The 18,759-nt window shown below is 60.9% G+C and carries 17 protein-coding genes; 8 read left to right on the top strand and 9 right to left on the bottom strand.

Features of this window, described 5'->3' with window-relative positions; all coding sequences use genetic code 11:
- Positions 1-36 precede the first annotated feature (36 nt).
- A complete protein-coding gene (locus CVS29_RS00885) occupies positions 37-1,353 on the top strand; it encodes a bifunctional o-acetylhomoserine/o-acetylserine sulfhydrylase (RefSeq protein ID WP_110104448.1) in 1,317 nt (438 codons plus the stop codon).
- Between the two features lie 92 nt (positions 1,354-1,445).
- Complete coding sequence (gene metX, locus CVS29_RS00880) at positions 1,446-2,552, top strand: homoserine O-acetyltransferase MetX (protein WP_110104904.1); 1,107 nt, start codon at positions 1,446-1,448, stop codon at positions 2,550-2,552.
- Between the two features lie 77 nt (positions 2,553-2,629).
- Here the strand turns inward: metX and CVS29_RS00875 are convergent, their stop codons facing one another.
- Complete coding sequence (locus CVS29_RS00875) at positions 2,630-3,076, bottom strand: hypothetical protein (protein ID WP_110104447.1); 447 nt, start codon at positions 3,074-3,076, stop codon at positions 2,630-2,632.
- 169 nt (positions 3,077-3,245) lie between these two features.
- Between CVS29_RS00875 and CVS29_RS00870 the strand changes: the two genes are divergently transcribed.
- A complete protein-coding gene (locus CVS29_RS00870) occupies positions 3,246-4,928 on the top strand; it encodes an MFS transporter (protein WP_110104903.1) in 1,683 nt (560 codons plus the stop codon).
- Between the two features lie 15 nt (positions 4,929-4,943).
- Here the strand turns inward: CVS29_RS00870 and CVS29_RS00865 are convergent, their stop codons facing one another.
- Positions 4,944-5,756, bottom strand: a complete 813-nt coding sequence (locus tag CVS29_RS00865) for an SGNH/GDSL hydrolase family protein (protein ID WP_245931994.1) — start codon at positions 5,754-5,756, stop codon at positions 4,944-4,946.
- A 103-nt stretch (positions 5,757-5,859) separates the two neighbouring features.
- On the opposite strand from CVS29_RS00865, the gene CVS29_RS00860 reads away from it, so the two are divergent.
- Complete coding sequence (locus CVS29_RS00860; RefSeq protein WP_110104446.1) at positions 5,860-6,501, top strand: alpha/beta hydrolase; 642 nt, start codon at positions 5,860-5,862, stop codon at positions 6,499-6,501.
- Positions 6,502-6,643: 142 nt separating this feature from the next.
- On the opposite strand, the gene CVS29_RS00855 is transcribed toward CVS29_RS00860, so the two are convergent.
- From CVS29_RS00855 to CVS29_RS00845, 3 genes are all read right to left on the bottom strand, one after another.
- Positions 6,644-6,874 (bottom strand): RNA-binding S4 domain-containing protein, encoded by a 231-nt coding sequence (locus CVS29_RS00855; RefSeq protein WP_110104445.1) that lies wholly within the window; start codon positions 6,872-6,874, stop codon positions 6,644-6,646.
- Positions 6,875-6,970: 96 nt separating this feature from the next.
- Entirely contained in the window at positions 6,971-7,603 is a 633-nt protein-coding gene (locus CVS29_RS00850) for a DUF1700 domain-containing protein (protein ID WP_110104444.1), read from the bottom strand.
- The gene (locus tag CVS29_RS00845; RefSeq protein WP_179442382.1) at positions 7,600-7,947 is read right to left on the bottom strand and encodes a PadR family transcriptional regulator; all 348 of its coding nucleotides are present in this window, start codon (positions 7,945-7,947) and stop codon (positions 7,600-7,602) included. Before CVS29_RS00845 ends, CVS29_RS00850 begins: the two co-directional genes overlap by 4 nt.
- A 101-nt stretch (positions 7,948-8,048) precedes the next feature.
- Between CVS29_RS00845 and CVS29_RS00840 the strand changes: the two genes are divergently transcribed.
- On the top strand, positions 8,049-9,245 hold the full coding sequence (locus CVS29_RS00840; RefSeq protein WP_170120856.1) for a lactonase family protein: 1,197 nt from the start codon (positions 8,049-8,051) through the stop codon (positions 9,243-9,245).
- 45 nt (positions 9,246-9,290) lie between these two features.
- Here the strand turns inward: CVS29_RS00840 and CVS29_RS00835 are convergent, their stop codons facing one another.
- Positions 9,291-11,219, bottom strand: a complete 1,929-nt coding sequence (locus tag CVS29_RS00835) for an HNH endonuclease signature motif containing protein (RefSeq protein ID WP_110104441.1) — start codon at positions 11,217-11,219, stop codon at positions 9,291-9,293.
- 370 nt (positions 11,220-11,589) lie between these two features.
- Here CVS29_RS00835 and CVS29_RS00830 point away from each other — a divergent pair, with 370 nt between their 5' ends.
- The 3 genes from CVS29_RS00830 to CVS29_RS00820 all read left to right on the top strand — a co-directional run bounded on the left by CVS29_RS00830 (position 11,590) and on the right by CVS29_RS00820 (position 15,459).
- Positions 11,590-12,975, top strand: coding sequence for a glycine--tRNA ligase (locus tag CVS29_RS00830; protein WP_110104440.1), 1,386 nt, complete (start codon positions 11,590-11,592; stop codon positions 12,973-12,975).
- A 2-nt stretch (positions 12,976-12,977) separates the two neighbouring features.
- Positions 12,978-13,967 carry a GNAT family N-acetyltransferase gene (locus CVS29_RS00825; RefSeq protein WP_110104439.1) on the top strand — a complete coding sequence of 330 codons (990 nt, stop codon included), beginning with the start codon at positions 12,978-12,980 and terminating at the stop codon, positions 13,965-13,967.
- Between the two features lie 190 nt (positions 13,968-14,157).
- Positions 14,158-15,459: a YibE/F family protein gene (locus CVS29_RS00820; protein ID WP_110104438.1), complete on the top strand. Its 1,302-nt coding sequence runs from the start codon at positions 14,158-14,160 to the stop codon at positions 15,457-15,459.
- Here CVS29_RS00820 and CVS29_RS00815 read toward each other — a convergent pair.
- The 3 genes from CVS29_RS00815 to CVS29_RS00805 form a co-directional block, all read right to left on the bottom strand.
- A complete protein-coding gene (locus tag CVS29_RS00815; RefSeq protein ID WP_245931993.1) occupies positions 15,403-16,728 on the bottom strand; it encodes an FAD-dependent oxidoreductase in 1,326 nt (441 codons plus the stop codon). The genes CVS29_RS00820 and CVS29_RS00815 overlap by 57 nt on opposite strands.
- Entirely contained in the window at positions 16,721-17,416 is a 696-nt protein-coding gene (locus CVS29_RS00810) for a class I SAM-dependent methyltransferase (protein ID WP_257032615.1), read from the bottom strand. The genes CVS29_RS00815 and CVS29_RS00810 overlap by 8 nt, the downstream gene beginning before the upstream one ends.
- 76 nt (positions 17,417-17,492) lie before the next feature.
- Positions 17,493-18,671 carry a type III polyketide synthase gene (locus CVS29_RS00805; RefSeq protein WP_110104436.1) on the bottom strand — a complete coding sequence of 393 codons (1,179 nt, stop codon included), beginning with the start codon at positions 18,669-18,671 and terminating at the stop codon, positions 17,493-17,495.
- Positions 18,672-18,759: the final 88 nt, after the last annotated feature.

Here is an 18,759-nt window from a genome sequence, read left to right as displayed (position 1 = left end):
CCTTTGCCGTAGGCCTCTAGTGTGAAGGAAACAACCATGAGCAACGGTTGGTCATTTGAAACCCGTCAGATCCACGTAGGTCAGGAGCCCGACGCCACCACCGGCGCCCGTGCCCTCCCCATTTATCAGACCACGTCTTTCGTCTTCCCGTCCGCAGAGAGCGCTGCCGCCCGCTTCGCGTTGACCGAGTTGGAGCCCATCTACACGCGCCTGGGCAATCCCACCACGTCCGTTGTTGAAGACCGCATCGCGAGCCTTGAAGGCGGCGTTGGTGCGCTGATGCTGGCCTCGGGGCAGGCCGCCACCACGTTCGCCATCTTGAACATTGCCGAGTCCGGGGACCATATTGTCTCCAGCCCCAGCGTGTACGGTGGCACGTTCAACCTGCTGGCCCACACGCTGAAGAAGCTCGGCATTGAGGTCACCTTCGTTGCCGATCCCGATAACCTGGATCAGTGGCGTGCCGCCGTGCAGCCCAATACCAAGGCCTTCTTCGGCGAGACGGTCTCCAACCCGCGCCAGGACGTCCTTGACCTGGAAAACATCAGCGCGATTGCCCACGAGGCCGGTGTGCCGCTGATTGTGGACAATACTCTGGCCACCCCGTACCTGATCCGCCCGCTGGAATGGGGTGCGGACATTGTCATCCACTCCGCCACCAAGTACCTCGGCGGGCACGGTACGGCCATTGGCGGCGTGATTGTTGACGGCGGCAAGTTTGATTTCGCTGCAAACCCGGAGAAGTTCCCCGGCTTCAACACCCCGGATGAAAGCTACAACGGTCTGGTCTATGCCCGTGACTTGGGTGTGGGCTGCGCACTAGGTGCCAACCTCGCTTACATTCTCAAGGCTCGTGTGCAGTTGCTGCGTGACCTGGGAGCAGCAATTTCCCCGTTCAACGCCTTCCTGATCGCTCAGGGTATCGAGACGCTGAGCCTGCGCGTGGAACGGCACGTCAGCAACGCCGTCACGGTGGCTCAGTGGCTGGAAGGAAATGAAAACGTGGAGGCTGTGGCCTACGCGGGCATTCCCTCCAGCCCTTGGTTTGAGCGCGGTCGCAAGTACGGCCCCAACGGCACTGGTGCCATCATCGGTTTTGACATCTTGGGAGGGCTCGAGGCTGGCAAGCGTTTTGTTGACGGCCTGGAGCTGCACTCGCTGGTGGCTAACTTAGGTGATGTGCGTTCCCTCGTCATCCACCCCGCTTCCACCACCCACGCCCAGCTCACGCCGGAGCAGCAGCTGGCCGCAGGTGTACGGCCGGGTCTGGTGCGCTTGTCGGTGGGTTTGGAAAACGTTGCAGACATCATCGCTGACCTTGAAGCCGGGTTCCGCGCCGCAAAATCGGCGTGATCCGCGTGGGACGGGCTGTGGATAAGGGCTTGTTGTCCTCGGGGTTCGCTGCTGCCGCGGCGCAACCTGTTGGTGAGGACTTCTGTGCAGCTGTGGGACAAGGCGGAGGTGTGTTGCGCTCGATCGAGATCGGCGCCCTTCCCCTAGAGGCCGGGGGCGTGCTGCCCTCGGTGACCATGGCGTTTGAATGCTGGGGGACATTGAACGCCGCCGGTGACAATGCCGTGCTGATCCAACATGCCTTGACCGGAAGCACGCACGTCAGCAGGGGCGAGTCCGAGGAAGATGGTTGGTGGGAAGGCCTCGTTGGCCCCTGCGCCGTTATTGACACCAATAAGTACTTTGTGGTGTGCGCCAACATGCTGGGCGGCTGTTACGGAACCACCGGCCCCTCCAGTATTGCGGAGGACGGCAAACCCTACGGTTCCCGGTTCCCCTTCATCACCATCCGTGATTCTGTCGAGGCCGAGGCCCGGTTGTCGTCGCGCCTGGGCGTCACCTCGTGGCATGCGGTCATTGGCGGTTCCATGGGCGGTGCCCGTGCACTGGAGTGGGCGCTCATGTACCCCGAAAAGGTGCGCCGTTGCGCCGTCGTCGCTTCCTGTGCCTCCAGCACTGCCGAGCAAATTGCCTTCGCCCAGGCCCAGGTGCTGGCCATCCGGCAGGATCCGCATTTTGTTGGCGGCGACTATTACGACGGCGCTGCCCCCACCACAGGTCTGGGACTGGCCCGGCGGATCGCGCACATCACCTACAGGTCTGAGCCTGAAATGGGTCAGCGGTTTGGCCGTAAATCCCAGGACGACGGCGGCACCATTAGCCACGTGCGGCTCGCCCCGGAGGTGGGGGGACAGTTCCAGATCGAGAGCTATCTGGACCACCAGGCGCACAAGTTGGTGGGCCGTTTTGACGCGAATAGTTACATTGTCATTACCGAAGCGCTCATGAGTCACGATGCGAGCCGTGGCCGGGGGAGCCTGGAACAGGCCTTGAAAGTGGCCTCAGGGGTGGAATTCATGGTGGCTGCGGTCAACAGCGACAGGTTGTATTTCCCCACCCAATCGGAGGAGCTCGCGGCAGCGCTGCCTGGAAATGTTGTGGTTGCCAGCATTGATTCACCCATTGGACATGACGGTTTCTTGACCGAAGTGGCCGCGGTGGGAGACCTGCTAGCGGCATCCCTGTTCAGGGCCCAGTAGCTCAAAGCCGAAGTGGCATAAAAAAAGTTGTTGGTCCCCCGTTCAGGGAGACCAGCAACTTTTTTGTTCTTGAAGTGCTAGAAGTTCTTGAAGATGGCCTCGCGGTGCACCGCGTATTGTTCGGCGGTGACCTGGCCATTGCGGCGGGCTGCATCCAAGGCATCGAGTTGGCGTTTCAGCTCTGCCTCGGCCTTCATGCGCTCGTTGGCGAAACCTGTGGTTTGGTGCCCGTGCGCAGTGTCATAGTTGCGCATCGGAACACCATTGAGCAAGGTGCCCACGTAAGGGGCGTTCATTTGCGGGTGGGCAACGCCCGTTCTGCCGGCGGAATTCGGGGTGTGCTGATTATTAGGGTACTGATTGTTGTTTTGTTTGTTGTTCCGCTTGCGGGCGGCAGCCTTGATGAAGGTACTTAAGAGAGCAATGCCCACTATTATCAGCACAAAAAACGGTTGGATATTGAAGGAGGACGATGAAGAAGCGGCGCTACTGACCGCTGCAACGGACGCGAATAGGACCGGCACGAGACACCTCTTCCGAGTACGGCAGCTGAGATAGTTGCCGTACTCATCCTATCCGTGAAAGCTGGTAGATACGCCGTTTGACTCCCGGGATGAACAGAACGTGTTTTCAGTGCGAACTCGCAGAGAAAAAGGATCCCTGTGCGCATTCTTTTCCTCTACTGTGGCGGCTATGGCACACCTGCAAAGCACCATCACCGGAGGCAGCGCTACCGCGCTCGTCTCGAGCCGGCGGTGGTGGACCCTAGGCACCGTGGCCCTGGCTCAGCTCATGGTGGTTCTTGACACTACGGTGGTTAACATTGCGCTGCCCTCCGCCCAACATGATCTGGGCTTCAGCGACGGTGAACGTCAATGGGTTATCACGGCCTACACGCTCGCTTTTGGCAGCTTGCTGCTCTTGGGTGGGCGGTTATCTGATCTGGTGGGCCGCAAACGGATGTTCCTCATTGGGCTGGTTGGCTTCGCTTCGGCTTCTGCTCTCGGTGGCGCTTCAACTAGCTTCGGGATGCTCATTTTTGCCCGTTCCCTCCAGGGCGCGCTGGGCGCAATGCTGGCCCCCACTGCGCTGGCAGTTTTGACCACCACGTTCACCATTCCCAAGGAACGTTCGCGTGCTTTTGGAGTCTTCGGTGCCATTGCTGGTGCCGGAGGCGCCGTTGGGCTTCTTGTGGGTGGCTTTGTCACGGAAGATTTGAACTGGCGCTGGAACTTGTACATCAATGTTGTCATTGCCTTCTTCGCCGTGATCATGGCGAGTATTTTCATTGATAAATCCCGCGGCGGGGGACCCCGGCCCAAGCTGGATTTGCCCGGTACCATCCTCGTCTCAGCCGGTCTTTTCTCCATTGTTTACGGCTTTTCCAACGCCGAAACCCACGGCTGGGGTTCGCCGCTGACTTGGGGCATGCTTGTGGGTGCCGCCGTGCTGTTATGTATTTTTGTGCTCTGGCAGCGCCGGGCCGTCCACCCCCTCTTGCCCCTGAAGATTGTGCTGGACCGTAACCGCGGCGCCGCTTTCATCTCTGTCCTGATTGCCGGTGCCGGCATGTTTGGGATCTTCCTCTTCGTGACCTACTACGTGCAAACCTCCCTGCATTATTCGCCCATACAAGCGGGTATCGGTTTTCTGCCCATGATTGGCACGCTAATTGTGGCCGCGCAGCTGGCCACGAATCTGCTGCTGCCCAAAATGGGCCCGAAAATTGTGGTGCCGGCAGGCATGATCGTGGCCTGCATTGGCTTGGTGGCTCTGACCCGGTTGGGCTTGGAGAGCAGCTATGCGGGCGGGTTGTTGCCCGCGCTGATGATTGTCGGTTTTGGTTTGGGTCTGATCATGCCCACTTCCATCCAGACAGCAACTTACGGTGTGGAGGGCGACTTTGCCGGCGTGGCATCGGCCATGGTGAACACGAGCCAGCAGGTAGGCGGGTCCATTGGGACGGCGCTTTTGAACACTCTTGCGGCCACGGCAGCCACGGCTTATGCCGCCTCGCATCTGCCGGTCACGCCCGAGGTTCTGGCCCAGGCTGCCGTGCACAGCTACAGCGTGGCGTATTGGTGGGCAGCAGGTTTCTTCGCATTCGGTGCGCTAATGTCAGCGCTGCTCTTTCGCCGGCACCACGCCGACGCACACCCTACAAATCCGCAAGCTACGGAGCCACAACACACGGGTGCGCACCTTGCTCCCGTAACCACGCCCGGGGATTCCTTCGAACCGTTCTCCACCTCTGCCGCTTTCCCTGAGAAGCATGGCAGGCACGAGTTGCACGGCAAACACGAAAAAGCGGGCAGCGGGATCGGTGAGGGTGGGTTTGGCCAAGGATCTCAAGCTGAGCTGGCACCGGACGCCTAGCCACTCGTGGAGCGCTTATTCCCTATGAATGCTTCCGTGGACTTGCCCGAACACGGGTCCCGGGGTGGGGCGCTTGGCGGTGATGCCGTCGCCGGAGGATTGGTGGCGGAGCCTACGCAGCACCCAGGGCATCAGATATGCCTTGGCCCAGACAAGGTCTTCGGCCCGCGCCGTCTGCCATTTCTGCACGGGAAGCGGCTTGGGGACCTCAGGCACAAGCGAATTTGGAACGTTCAACGCCTTTAGGGCCATCATGGTGACAGTGTGGTGCCCCAATGGTGCAAAATGCAGGCGGTCATCAGCCCACATTTGTGGCGTCAACAGCCCACGCAGAGACCACATGTCGGCAATAACGGCGTCGTGCCGGGCCGCGATGGTGCGCAGGTTCTCGTTATAGATGGCCACCCGGCCGCGCACCATGCCCAAGACCGGGGTATCGCGGATGTCGGGGCCGTTAAAGAGCAGCACGGTGGCGCCGGTAGCCGCCATTTTTGCGACGGCGCGATCAAGCTTCTCGGCCAGGGCATCGGGGTCCGAACCCGGGCGGATCAGGTCATTGCCGCCAGCGGAGATGCTGATCAGATCGGGTTTGAGCGCAACCGCAGGCTCAAGTTGTTCATTGAGAATCTGGCCCAGCATGCGGCCGCGAACGGCCAGGTTGGCGTACTTGAAATCATCGGATCCGCGGCTGAGCTCCTCGGCAAGACGGTCCGCCCAGCCGCGGTAGCCGCCGGGGCTGTTCGGTTCGGGGTCACCGATGCCTTCGGTGAAAGAGTCACCCAAGGCGACATAGCGGGACCACGGATGCTGATGCAATGAATCATTCACACCCTAATACTGCCCGGTAACATGCCGGTGGCGCCACCCCCTACTTTTTTGCCGTGCCGCTTCGGAGGAAAGGCCCGCCCGCACGGCATGGAAAGATGGGCCCATGAATGAAACCCCTACAGTCCTTTGGTCCCGTCCCGAGAATGAGCGTGCGCGAACTCCCCTGCTGGTGATATTCCACGGCTATGGCGCGGATGAGGCCGATTTGTTTTCGTTGGCAGCTCAACTGCCGCCCGACTTCACCATTGCCTCGGTGAGGGCCCCGCTGGCGGCCGGGCCGGGATACGCATGGTTCCCGTTGCGCAACGATCTGAGTTATTCGGTGAGCGCTGTGACGGAGTCCGCGGCCGCCGTCGAACTGTGGCTTGATGCGGTGCGTGAGCAGCACACCTCGGTGAGCTTGTTGGGCTTCTCGCAGGGGATGTGCATGGCAACGTCCTTGCTGCGCCACCGGCCGGCGGATTATGCCGCCGTGGTGGGACTCTCCGGATTTGTGGTTGATGCGGAGGGCGATCCGTTCTTTGACGATGCCGCCGTGGCAGCGCGCAAACCGGAGATTTTCTGGGGCCGCGATCAGGCTGACCCGGTGATCCCCGAGAGCGCCATCGAGGCCACGAACACCTGGATGCATGGGCACGCAAAGCTCACTAAAGTCCTGTATTCGGGCATGTATCACGGCATCAATGCCCAGGAGATTGCGCATGTGGGCGAATTCCTGCAGTACAAGGTCCTGAATCCGTCCTAGGCGCTGAGCGTCACATAGGAGCTGCACCAAGCACGACGGCGGGCACCCCAGTAGGGTGCCCGCCGTTTGCGCGTGCGGTGGATCCATTAGTCAACGGATCGGTTGATCGCAGGATTCCTTTGCAACCGGATCCTTGCGGAACCTAGCCGCCCGCGGTGATGCGGACGCTTTCTCCGTTCACGGTGACAGTGTCGCCATGGTGGAGCTGGCGGCCGCGGCGGTCGTCGATCTCACCGTTGACCTTGACCAGGCCGTTCTTGATGAGCTCGGTGGCCTCCACACCGTCTTCAACCAGGCTGGCAAGCTTGAGCAGCTGGCCCAGGCGGATCATGTCGTCGCGGATGGGGATGTCAATGATCTCGTGTGCACTCATGGGTTAATTGTGCCGCATCTCTAGGCGGTTCGATGACGTGATGTCCCCGGGGATGTGCGCGGGGATGATTAGGGCCTTGCTTATTCGGGGCGTGCCTTATGGTTGTTTGCCGCCGCGGCGCAAGCCGACCACCAACAAATACACTGCGACGATAATTGGGAGGCACATCATGGCCACCCCAGCGATCAAGCCCATGCCGGGCAATACAGGGTTCGAGATGGTGGCTTCGGCAGTATCTCCCCGCACGGACACGGGCGCAACCCAGAAGGGCATGAAGGTTGCGTGGAAGGCACCGAGCATCCCGCCGGGGAAAAGCAACGTTCCCATGATTTTTTCCCAGAGTTTCCACCGTGTCCCCATCCACAGTCCGGCCAATCCAAACAGGTAGCCGATGCCGGCAAGGAAGACGCCAAAGGGGAGCAGGATGACTGTCGCAACCACCCAGAGAGTTGAGGATTGGTAGTTCTGTGGCGCCGTAGGCGGGGCTATCGGCTGTTGGAGGACCGGCGGGGGAGTGTCCGCAAGGTAACCGGTGAGCACATCATCGGGGCTACCCAGAGACGCGATTACCTCGGCCGTCGATTGGGAACCTCGTGCCATTGCTTCGGCAATGTGCTCGCGCACACCGAACAGGATTTCCTCCGATTGATCGGCGGGCAGGTGGGCAAGTCGGGCTTCGAGAGCAGCCAGGTAGTTGCCGACTTCCGGACTGTCGGTGGCGTGTTTCATGGTGTTCCTCCGGTTGATGAGTCGAGTGTGTCGGAGACGGCGGTGCTGAAGGTCTCCCAGATGCTGGCAAAGGCAGTGAGCGATTCCTGGCCAGTGGCTGTCAGCGTGTAGTAGCGCCGTGGTGCGCCTTGGGCGGATTCACGCCAGCTGGTTTCCACCAGTCCGTTGCGGCGCAGCCGTGCCAACAGGGGATAGAGCGTTCCTTCGCTGGTGAGCAGCCCCCGGCGCTGGAGGCCGTTGGCAATGTCTAAGCCGTACATTTCCCCGCGGCCGATCAAAGCAAGTACGCAATACTCCAAAACCCCCTTGCGAAGATTGGTGCTGACAGTGTCATTGAGTACCATGCAATGCACAGTACCTTGTGATGTTGAGTCATGCAACCACATATTTGGGTGGGCGGGATACCGTGGATGAAACGTACCTTTTACCGTCTGAGGAGCCCTCCATGACAGCAGTCCCATCACTTCTTGTCAGCGGCTATACCGAGGCAGGCTCCGGAACAGGACCGGGGATTGCTCGCTATGAGCTGCTGGCCGACGGTGTTGTGGGGGAGCGTCAGGCGGAAGCAGTAGCTGTGACAAACCCATCCTTCATGGCGCGCTCCGTCATGACCCACTCCGTCGTGGACCAGTCTGTCGTGGACCACGGTAAAGGCATGGTGATCTCTGTTGAGGAACTGCCACATGGCAACGTCGTGGCCCTGGACATGCAGACCTTGGAGGTTTTGGGTAGGGCTTCCAGCGGTGGCGCCGATAGCTGCCACGTAGCCATCGTTGACGATGCTGCATGGGTAGCGAACTACTCATCAGGAACTGCCGCCGTGGTGCCTCTTGCCGGCCTGCTGGATGGAACTGCGGCCAAAGTTCCAGAACTCCTGTCCCACCCCGGCAGCGGTCCGGTGTCCGGGCGGCAGGGAGAATCGCACGCCCACCAGGTTACAGCCACTGCATGGGGAACCGTCTTGGTAAGTGATCTTGGTGCCGACAGGGTGGATGAATATTCGGCCAGTTCCCGGGTGCGGATAGTATCTGCTGAACTTCCGCCGGGCACGGGACCACGCCATGTTGCGCTCCGGGGGGACTATCTGCTGGTTGCCGGTGAGTTGGACGGGCACCTTCACGTGTTGCAGCGGGCCCTTCTCGCACGCTCGGGTGATGCGTCTGTGCCAACGGCTGGTGATGCGCCTGTGCCAACGGCGGAGCAGGGCGAGGATGGGCATTCTTGGCGCTGGCTGTTCAGGGTGCCACTGGCCGAATCGGCCGCAGAGATTGCGGCTTCCGCGGAGTTTTTCCCGTCCCATATTGAGCTCTCGGCCGATGGTAAGTTGCTCTATGCCGCGGTACGGGGACCCAACACAATAGTGGTGTTGGACGTGACTGGCCTGCCGGCCAACCCGGACATAAGGAGCATTGCAAGGCCTCCTGAGTTCCTGCGCCAAGTCTCCAGCGGAGGCAGATGGCCACGGCACTTCGCTGTGGTGAGAGCCGGCCAAGGTAATCACAAGCTCTATGTGGCCAACCAGCATTCCGATCAACTAGCCGTCTTTGTCCTTGACGAGCGAGGTCTTCCAGAGGCGAGTCCGGTGCAGATGGTGAACTTTGCCAGCCCCGCCTGCGTTGTGCCGGTTATGCCGATCCTCTAAACGATGGTGCCGATCCTCTAAATCCCGGACCCGCTGGAGGTGGGGCTAGGCATCATTGCTTCGAGGAGTTCTGCTGCGCGTGAGTGAGTGGGCGATGATCTTTTTGAGCCATGTTGGATAGTGCGGCGCAGGGGGATCGTTGTTCAGGGGTGGCTGATAGGTGCCGCTGGGCATGGTCCAGCCAATTCGGCCGTCCGGGTTCACTTTGGGTGTCCAGCCGCGCACTTTCAAGCCGTTCCTCTCGGGCTCATTGATGGAGCGCCGGCGCCCATGCCGGTCTTTGTCATCCTTGAGATGCTTCATGATGTGGTGGCGTTTGCAGGCCGGGCGTACATTGGCCAGGGTGGAGGCTCCGCCGAATTCAAAGGCCCGTAGATGGTCCAACTCGGTATCCATGACGGGGTTGGGGCAGTTTGGTATGTAACAGCCGCCTGCCAGGGCCTGGAGAACCGCCTTTTCTGCGGCTCTTAGGGTGTATCGCTGTGGTTCCAGAGGCAGCGGTGCTCCCGTAATGGGATCGGTCAAAACTCGCAGGAACGTTGAGGCGTTTTTTAGTAGTTTTCTGGCGATCTCTTCTGGAATTGGCCCCCCTTCACGTCCCGCCAGTTCAGCCGGTTCATCCGTGAGGCCCAGCAATCCCAGGAAGGGAACCGTTACCAACACCAGGGCCTCCGGCAGTGGTGGATCAACCAGGCTTCTTGACTGTGCCAGATCATGCAACTGCTGAAGATAAACGGCCTCGTGCTCACGATAAGTGGCCAGAGGGCCCGAAGTGCCAGTTTTCTGCGTATTCGGTTCCTGGGTTGCCGTAGTGCCAACTCCATGGCTACCGGCAGTACTCGGTTCCTGGCTAGAGCCGGTGTTAGCCCGGCGGGTACCTGGCGCGCCCGCAGTCCCCGCTGCACCTACAGTGGCTGTGTTGGTTGTGGTGTTGTTGCTGGGTAGCTCTTGGCCGAGTAAGAGAAGGGTGGCAACATCGGCCCTGAGCTGCTCGAGGGTTCTATATTCCCGGCAATCCTGGCCGGTCCCGGGTTGGTTTGTCCCTGGTTGGTTTGTCCCGGGTTGGGTGGTTCCGGGTTGGGTGGTTCCGGTTTGGTTTGTTCCGGTGTTGCCGGCGGTGGCTTGGTCCGCGACCCGTTGTGCTGCTGCGGCGTCGGACTTGATGGTGCGGGCCAGACTGGTGCAGCGCGTGTAAATGGCGCTGGCACTAATGGTTGGCAGGTGGAGGGTCAGCCAGGACATGCCGTCCTTGCCGGCATCACATTTGATATTGCGCTTGGCAAAGGCTTCTTTGGTACGGGTGGTGATGGTTTCCGGATGCATCTTTTCCCTGGCCCTGCGGGCCTTACCAAGGAAAGATGCCGCCGTGGTGTTTTCGGAGAGCACCAGCAGCCGGGCCTCTAGCATGGCCTTATCCTCGGCTGTGGTGCTGGCTGTTTCTTGAAGAGTCAGGATTTCCTCGTTGATGATGGTGGCGTGACGCCACGAGAGGATTCCGGCTTCCAGAGCCTCCAGTACCTCTGGATGCTCCTGTACCAAGACCGTGCTGTGATGCTCCAAGGCTGCGGCTGTTGGTTCCGGAATCCCCAGCGTCAAAGCCATTTCCGTAGCCGCAGAGGAAGCTGCAACGCCGTTCTGCCACCGATCCAATTTGAGCAGCTGAGCCTCAACGGCTGATGCCCCAGATATCCGCGCTACCAGCCTTGCCTTACATCCGGCAACGGCATCTTCAAGACGCTTGATTAGGCTCAGGGCTTCCATCCCCGAGTTGTATACGCACTGTGCCACCGACAGCTGCGTTATGGGCAGTGGGAAGGGTACTGGATACTCAGGGCGTCCCTGCAGTCCGTAAAGCTCTGGACTGTCAGACCCAAAGGGTTCAATGGAAGGAAGAGTAATTGCAGCGAGGATCGAGGCCACATCCTGTGTGGCTTCAGCGCCCCGGTCCCCGGGGAAATCCTCCCGAATACTCATATCTTCAGGATAAGTCCAAAGTAATCAAAACGCAATAGTTACCCGAAGAAAAATTCTATAAATATTTCTCCGAGGAAGGAGATCAAGCACACAATGCCACACTGAAAAGGGCTGATGGGGCACGTGAAGAGGCGCCGAGAGTCTGGCCCCGGCCACCCGGCCACCCAGCCAAGCACCCGCTCCAGCCAAGCACCCGCTCCAGCCAAGCACCCGCTCCAGCTGAGGGCCGCCGTCGTCCATCAGGGGCAGCGCAAAACCAAGGGGGATGTGTGGCGCAGTGAGCAAAATTGCTCCCAACCGGGCCCCCACCGGTAATGTGGAGCGCGGGACGGACCGCACCCAGCGGCCTCGTAAGTATTAGGAGTAATAAGTGGCGCCTCAGTCCAAGCTAGACCAGGTTATTTCACTCGCGAAACGTCGCGGCTTTGTTTTTCAGGCCGGTGAGATTTACGGCGGTTCGCGGTCGGCCTGGGATTATGGCCCCCTCGGCGTTGAGCTGAAGGAAAACATCAAGCGTGAATGGTGGCAGTCGTTTGTGCGCGGCCGCGAGGACATGGTGGGACTGGATTCCTCCATCATCTTGCCCAAGGCCGTGTGGGAAGCCTCCGGGCATGTTGCCACGTTCACAGACCCCCTCGTTGAATGCACCCAATGCCACAAGCGTCACCGTCAGGACCACCTCATCGAGGCGTTCGCGGCGAAGAAGAAGCGCCAGCCCGAAAACGGGATGGAAGAGATTGTGTGCCCGGATTGCGGCACCAAGGGCCAGTTCACCGAACCGCAGCTGTTCTCCGGCCTGATGAAGACGTTCCTGGGGCCCGTGGAGAGCGACGCCGGCATGGCCTACATGCGCCCGGAAACCGCCCAGGGCATCTTTGTGAACTTCAACAACGTGCTGACCACCAGCCGCAAGAAGCCCCCGTTCGGCATTGGCCAGATCGGCAAGGCTTTCCGCAACGAGATCACGCCCGGAAACTTCATTTTCCGCACGCGCGAGTTCGAACAGATGGAAATTGAGTTCTTTGTGCCCGGCGAAGACGCCGATAAGTGGTTCAAGGAATGGGTTGAGCTGTGCTGGGACTGGTTCATCGATTTGGGCATCGACCCGGAGAACATGCGCCGCTTTGACGTGCCCGACGACGAGCGCGCCCACTACTCCGCCGGCACCATCGACTTTGAGTACAACTTCGGCTTTCAGGGTTCCAAGTGGGGTGAGCTCATGGGCGTTGCCAACCGCACCGACTATGACTTGGGCTCACACACCAAGGGCTCCGGCACGGATCTGAGCTACTTCAACCAGGCCACGGGCGAGCGCTTCACCCCCTACGTGATCGAGCCCTCCTTCGGCCTGACCCGCTCCATGATGGCGTTCCTAGTGGATGCCTACGTGGAGGACGAGGCCCCCAACGCCAAGGGTGGCGTGGACAAGCGCACCGTGCTGAAGCTGGACCCGCGCCTGGCCCCCGTCAAGGCCGCTGTCCTGCCGCTCTCCCGCAACGAGGAGCTCTCACCGAAGGCCAAAGAACTCGCCAACACGCTGCGCAAGCACTGGAACATCGAGTTCGACGACGCCGGCGCCATCGGCCGCCGTTACCGCCGCCAGGACGAGATCGGCACCCCGTTCTGCATCACTGTTGACTTCGAGACCCTCGAGGACAACGCCGTGACCATCCGTGAGCGCGACACCATGAGCCAAGAGCGAGTACCCCTGGACCAGGTCCAGGCATACCTGGCAACACGCCTCCTGGGTGCCTAAGCATGGTTGAACTAAGTTACCGGCCGTGGCAAGACGGCGATGACCTGACCCTTCTGGAGATCTGGGGAGACGCCGATTCCGCCCCAGCCGGTGCGTTCCGTGCCGCGCTGGTACCGGCGCAGGATGCCAATCCGTGGCGGCGCACCATCGTTGCTACGGACCAGGGCATTCCGGTCGCGGCCGCGGTGGTCTATTCCACCAAGCTGCACCCCTCACGCCTCTGGGCTTATGTTGAGGTTGCCAAAGACCACCGGCGCGCAGGCGTTGGCGCCACCTTGGTCACCATGTTGCGCCGCGAAGCTGACGGCGCACTTGCCGCAGGTTTGGTAAGCACGACGGCGTTGCGCACCAAGGTTGCCCCCGGCACCTCGGGCGCGGCGTTTGCCGAGGCGATGGGGCTGGCTATTTTGCAGCGGAACAGGGTTGTTGAGGTGGGCCCCGGCGCACTGAAGCTGCCCATGTTTGGGGAGGGTACCGAGGAAGAAGCCGGGGCCCGGGTACAGGATCTGGCCACCGGCTCGGTGGAACTGACTGAGGTAGTGGGCCGTTACTACGAGGCCGTGAACCAGTGGGATCCCACAGGTCCGCTGAGCCCAGGACTGGTTCAGCGCATGTTCCTTGATGACCTCACCGGCGCCCACGGCGCCTTGGTTCTGCGGGCCGAGCCCGCCAGCGCCTTCGGTGCGGACGTTGCCCCAAGCAAAAAAGGCAAGATCCAGGCCTTTGCGCTGAGCTACTCGCAGGGGCACATTGAGACCACTGAGGAAGTTGCTGCTACGGCCTCCGAGGTGTTCCTCGGCGTGGAGCCAACGCTGGGACACGATGAGGCTGTGCAGTCGGCGTACGATCTGCTGGCGCTGATCACACACCAGTACCCGGTGCTGCTGGAACTGGACGATTCCATGGAAGCTCTCTGTGCCGTGGTCAACCCCATGATTTCCGTGGGTGCGGCCAAGGTGCGCGGCACCGAAACCCTGGTTCTCGGGGAGTAACCAAAGTGCGGGCTGGCTAAGGAGGCGGAGCTGGACTCCCGGAGCGGGGATGGATTTTCAAGGTCGCTTAGCGACCGCGGAAATCTTACTGCCCGCGAGGGAGCCCAGCTCCTCCTCTGTACTTTCTCTGTGCTTTCTCAGCACCGCATGTATGAACCACCGCACTCAACCACAAGGACTTTCATAGCCCATGGGCCATTCACATTCGCACGCTGATGAATCGGCTCTGAGCCGGCCGGAGCTCCGCCGCCGCAAAGCCATGCGCCGCAGGGCTGTGGTGCTGCTGAGCTGGATCTTGGTGCCACTGGCCATCCTGACCATTATTGCCATGGCCTTGATGTGGCCCAGCACTGAAGGCTCTCCCGCAGCGGCTGGCAATCCTTATGCCGCAGCGCCAGGGGCCAGTATTGATTCTGGAACTGTGCAGCGCACGGTCACGGAGGATTGCTCACTCAGTGCAGGTGGCAGCCCAGGCAGTAGCTGCTTCATCGCCTTCACCGCCGCTGACGGGCTGGCTGAAGTTCCCGTGCTCATCAGCCCTGACATTGTGCAATCCCGTGGCGTCCACGTGGGTGACTCCATCAGATATTTGAATCTCTCCGGCCTGGCGGCTGTTACGGGTGTTGAACAAAACGGCCCCGCCTACGTCTTCATGGATTTTGTCCGGACTTTCCCCATTGGTTTACTGGCGGTGTTGTATGCCGTGGTGGTGGTAGCGGTAGCCCGCTGGCGAGGACTGCGAGCCATCGTGGGCTTGATAGGAGCGTTCGGGGTGCTGGCCTGGTTCATCCTGCCAGCACTCGCCCAGGGCCAGCCGCCGCTGCTGGTGGCCCTCACTGGCTCCAGCGCCATCATGTTCGGTGTCCTGTACTTTGCCCACGGCTTCTCCGCCCGCACCTCAACGGCGCTTCTGGGAACCCTCTTCGGGTTGGGTGTCACGGCAGGTTTGGCAGCTTGGGCGGTGGACGCCGCCGCCCTGACCGGCACCTCGGGAGAATACGGCTACCAACTTCTGAACATGACCCAGGGCATGTCCTTATCCGGCATGATCCTCTGTGGTCTGGTGATCTCCGGATTGGGAGTGCTCAATGATGTCACCATCACCCAGTCCTCCGCCGTTTGGGAGCTCTACGAGCTGGCCCCAGAGACCAGTACCCGGGAGTTGTTCACCTCTGCCATGAGAATTGGCCGCGACCACATTGCCTCCACGGTCTACACCATTGCCTTCGCCTACGCAGGCAGTGCCCTGCCGGTGCTCTTAATGGTTTCACTCTTTGACCAAGAGCTCCTGCTCGCGTTGACTGGAGTGGAACTGGCTGAGGAGATTGTACGGATTCTGGTGGGCTCCATTGGTCTGGTTCTAGCCATCCCTGTCACCACTTTGGTGGCGGTGGCTGTTGTTAAAGCGACAGGCCGCGTCCGGGCCGTGCAGGTATCAACGGATGTTGTGCATGGTGAAGCGCCGGGCAGCAAAGTTTTGGACAACGCCTAGTGTGAACAGCCCTCCCAAGGCTGCGTTGCGCAATTGCAAGAACTGCGCCGGGGACTTCCGCCCCAGCATCATGTTCAGCTGGGCTTGGTGTGCTGCAGTGCGGGCCGCGCCCATCCTGACCCGCTCAAATTCCGCCAGCCGTCTGCCCGTTTTCTCACCCCGCAGGGCAGCGACGATGATGGGGGCCACGGCGGCGGCATCCAACCACCCCAGATTCATGCCCTGACCGCCAATGGGACTGATCTCGTGGGCAGCATCTCCCACCAGCACCACCCTGCCCTGGACCATGCGCCGGGCCAGCCGGGTACGGACCTCAAAAGCGCTGAGCATACTGTTCGCCCCGGGATCAAGTTCCACCCCCGTGCGCTGACGAACAAGTTGTGCAAGGTCTGCTGCGTCCGCGTCCGTGAGCAGCGAATCCGTGTGGACAACCCAGCGGCGCAAGCGGCCCGGCAGAGGGAACGATTCCAGAATGCCTTCTGGCTCCAGAAACAACACTGCAGTGTTTCCATCGTCTCCGGTGTCGGGAAAATCGCCCATCAAATACGTGTCAGGATAGTTGCGCCCGCTGGTAGGAATGCCCAGTAGCCGGCGTACAGCGGAACGTGCACCGTCAGCACCCACCACCAGCCGGCCCTGAACATGCTCCTGAACCGGGGCGTCCACAACAGCGCAGTCTCGAACAGAAGCGTCCACAACACTAGAGGCGACCGTGCCGGAGAGCGTGAGGAAGGTGCCGCCGTCGTGGATGGACTGCACACAGAAACCACGCACCACGGCGTTCGGGTCCAGCTCTGCGAGCCGCTGGGCCAGCAGGGCCTCTGTGCGTACTTGCTTGAGGGTCAGAACAAAGGGGCGTTCCGGTGCGCCCCGTGCGAAGTCTATGGAACCCACGTCACGGCCGCCGCTGCGGGCCACACCGCTGGGGATGCGCAGGCCTTCTGCCAGCAGGGGCGCCTCCACCTTGGCCAGCGCCAGAGCCGCCAGCGCGGGCGGGTGAATGCCGATGGCGCGCGAATCGCTGCGTGGTGAGGAACGTTGTTCCAGGATGCGCACCGAGAGCCCCTCCTGCAGTAGCAGCGTGGCAAGGAACAATCCCACCGGTCCGGCGCCCACAATGACGACGTCGAACATGCTCGTGTGGGGCTGATGGGATTGGGAGGACTGGGCAGGCTTGGAAGACTGGGCAGGCTTGGCAGGCTGGTGGGGCTGATTTGGCTGGGCAGTATGGGCAGTCTGGGCAGGCGCTGGCTGTTTGGCGTCAGACATGCTGTGGCCCAGGGGTGGAGCGCAGTAGATTGCGCCAGGGCCGCGCTGATTGTACCCACCAGCCAGGTGGCAGCTGGGTCCGCAATTCGGCTGCGGTGTAGCTGCGTCGAATGGAGATTAAGCCATCGTGGCGGATAAACGAGCCCGGAAAGAACGGCCAGGTCGCCACGGAAAACAAGGCGTAGGCCAGCGGGCTGCGGGCAATGTCGCTATGCACCACCAGCTGCTGAGCCATGGCTGCGGAGTCTGTCAGAAGGTCTGTGAGCTCGGCTGCGGATAAGTGGTGGAGCATGTGGTTGGAAATGACAACGTCATACACGGCACCCTCCGTGACCAGGGCACTGCTGTGGGCCTGGCGAAACTCCACGCCGGGATGCGCCGAATGAGCGCGGGAATAACCAATCGCTCGCGGATCGGGATCGATCGCGGTGATCTGTAGTGAGAGCCCATCCCGTGCTGCCCAGCGGGCCAAGGCTGCGGGAATGTCCCCGCCTCCGCAGCCTATATCCAGCAGCGTGGTGGTGTGCGTGGTTGACAGCAACGGCCTAATGAGCTGTTTGTAGACGCTGCGCCAGCGTGAAACAACGGCGTTAATGAGGGGGAATTGAGCGTAGGTGCGGGCTAGTTTGGTGGGCTCACAATGCGGATTGTCCATTTCCTCCCGTGCCTTCTGATCCCTGACGGCCAAGAACCGGGGGCTGGCTAAAGGCTGTTCAGGGTGTGCCGGTTCTGGCGCCGGTTCTGGCGTGGGTTCTGGTGCCCGTTCAGGCATGGCCGGCCGTTACGAGTTCCCCAGTCTCGGTGGGGGGAGAGGATGGCGAGCCCACTTTCGTGAAGAGTGCCGATTCCACCGTCAGGCCGGGGCCAAAAGCCATGGCGCAGATATCCTCCCGTGCGGACTGCTGGGGAAGTTCCAGAATGTGCTTGAGCACAAACATCACTGTTGCGCTGCTCATATTGCCAAAGTTGCGCAGCGTTTCACGGGCCGGGACCAGTTGCTCCTCGCTAAGTGCCAACTTGCTTTGGACCTTGTCCAAGATACTGCGGCCCCCGGGGTGGATGGCCCAGTGCTTGATGTCGCTATAGGGCAGCCCTTGCAAGGGGGAGGAAGCCAGAAGTGGTTCCAGGGCACCCACAATGTGTTCATCAATGATTTTCGGAACATAGCTATCAAGCACCATTTCAAAACCATGATCACCAATATTCCATGCCATGGAGTCCTCACCCACAGGGGTCAACACAGTTTCAAAGTGATCAAGTTCTAAGAAGGTGCCGGTGGTTTCAAGCTCCCTGGCCGTGACTACTGCCGCTGCTGCACCGTCGGCAAAGAGAGAGGAGCCCATGATGGTGTCAGGGTTGTTGGAGGTTCGCACGTGAAGGGAACAGAGTTCCACGGAGACCACCAGCACCACAGCCTGCGGATCGGCGTCGCAAAATGCTTTGGCTGCCCGCAGTGCAGGAAAGGCGGCGTAGCAGCCCATGAAGCCTAGGTGGTAGCGCTGCACCGAAGGTGCCAGCCCCAACGCCCGGACAATCTTGTAATCGGGGCCGGGGTTGAAGAATCCGGTGCAGGAAACAGTCACAACGTGGGTGATATCCTCGGCCGTGAGGCCCTCTGCGGCGGCGAGAGCCTTGGCAGCGCACTCGATGAACAATGCTGATGCTTCGCTGGCGAACAGATCGTTACGTTCTTTGGTGGTGGGATTGAGAAGGAGTCCGGAGGCGCCGTCGTAAAATGTTGGATCCGGGCCGGCGAAGTCTAGGCTCATCTCCGCAACGGCCGTATGCCGGGTGTCAATGGCGGCTCCGTCAAAGCAGGTACGTACCAAACGCTGTCCCAAGCGTGTCAGTCCGGGCTGCGCTGCAAAGACGTCGCGTGCCACGGGCTGGATGAGAATGGTGGGGGGAACTGCCGTTTCTAAAGACCTCACTGTGACCGTCATAGTCCATTCTTAGATGCCCCGGGAGCAGAACACAATGGGTGACCCATACGGGAGTGTGTGATTCGTGGTTCCGTCCGCTCGTGGCCTA

The sequence above is a fragment of the Arthrobacter psychrochitiniphilus genome (genome assembly GCF_003185915.1).
Taxonomy (GTDB): domain Bacteria; phylum Actinomycetota; class Actinomycetes; order Actinomycetales; family Micrococcaceae; genus Specibacter; species Specibacter psychrochitiniphilus.
The sequence above is the reverse complement of the archived record's forward strand: the minus strand, read 5'-3'. Positions and strand labels throughout refer to the sequence as shown.

Excerpts from the sequence above, each read along its gene's own strand:
- CVS29_RS00885 (WP_110104448.1), top strand. The coding sequence starts at position 37 with ATGAGCAACGGTTGGTCATTTGAAACCCGTCAGATCCACGTAGGTCAG.
- CVS29_RS00870 (WP_110104903.1), top strand. The coding sequence starts at position 3,246 with ATGGCACACCTGCAAAGCACCATCACCGGAGGCAGCGCTACCGCGCTC.
- CVS29_RS00860 (WP_110104446.1), top strand. The coding sequence starts at position 5,860 with ATGAATGAAACCCCTACAGTCCTTTGGTCCCGTCCCGAGAATGAGCGT.
- CVS29_RS00855 (WP_110104445.1), bottom strand. The coding sequence starts at position 6,874 with ATGAGTGCACACGAGATCATTGACATCCCCATCCGCGACGACATGATC.
- CVS29_RS00850 (WP_110104444.1), bottom strand. The coding sequence starts at position 7,603 with ATGAAACACGCCACCGACAGTCCGGAAGTCGGCAACTACCTGGCTGCT.
- CVS29_RS00845 (WP_179442382.1), bottom strand. The coding sequence starts at position 7,947 with ATGGTACTCAATGACACTGTCAGCACCAATCTTCGCAAGGGGGTTTTG.
- CVS29_RS00840 (WP_170120856.1), top strand. The coding sequence starts at position 8,049 with ATGACAGCAGTCCCATCACTTCTTGTCAGCGGCTATACCGAGGCAGGC.
- CVS29_RS00835 (WP_110104441.1), bottom strand. The coding sequence starts at position 11,219 with ATGAGTATTCGGGAGGATTTCCCCGGGGACCGGGGCGCTGAAGCCACA.
- CVS29_RS00825 (WP_110104439.1), top strand. The coding sequence starts at position 12,978 with ATGGTTGAACTAAGTTACCGGCCGTGGCAAGACGGCGATGACCTGACC.
- CVS29_RS00820 (WP_110104438.1), top strand. The coding sequence starts at position 14,158 with ATGGGCCATTCACATTCGCACGCTGATGAATCGGCTCTGAGCCGGCCG.
- CVS29_RS00815 (WP_245931993.1), bottom strand. The coding sequence starts at position 16,728 with ATGTCTGACGCCAAACAGCCAGCGCCTGCCCAGACTGCCCATACTGCC.
- CVS29_RS00805 (WP_110104436.1), bottom strand. The coding sequence starts at position 18,671 with ATGACGGTCACAGTGAGGTCTTTAGAAACGGCAGTTCCCCCCACCATT.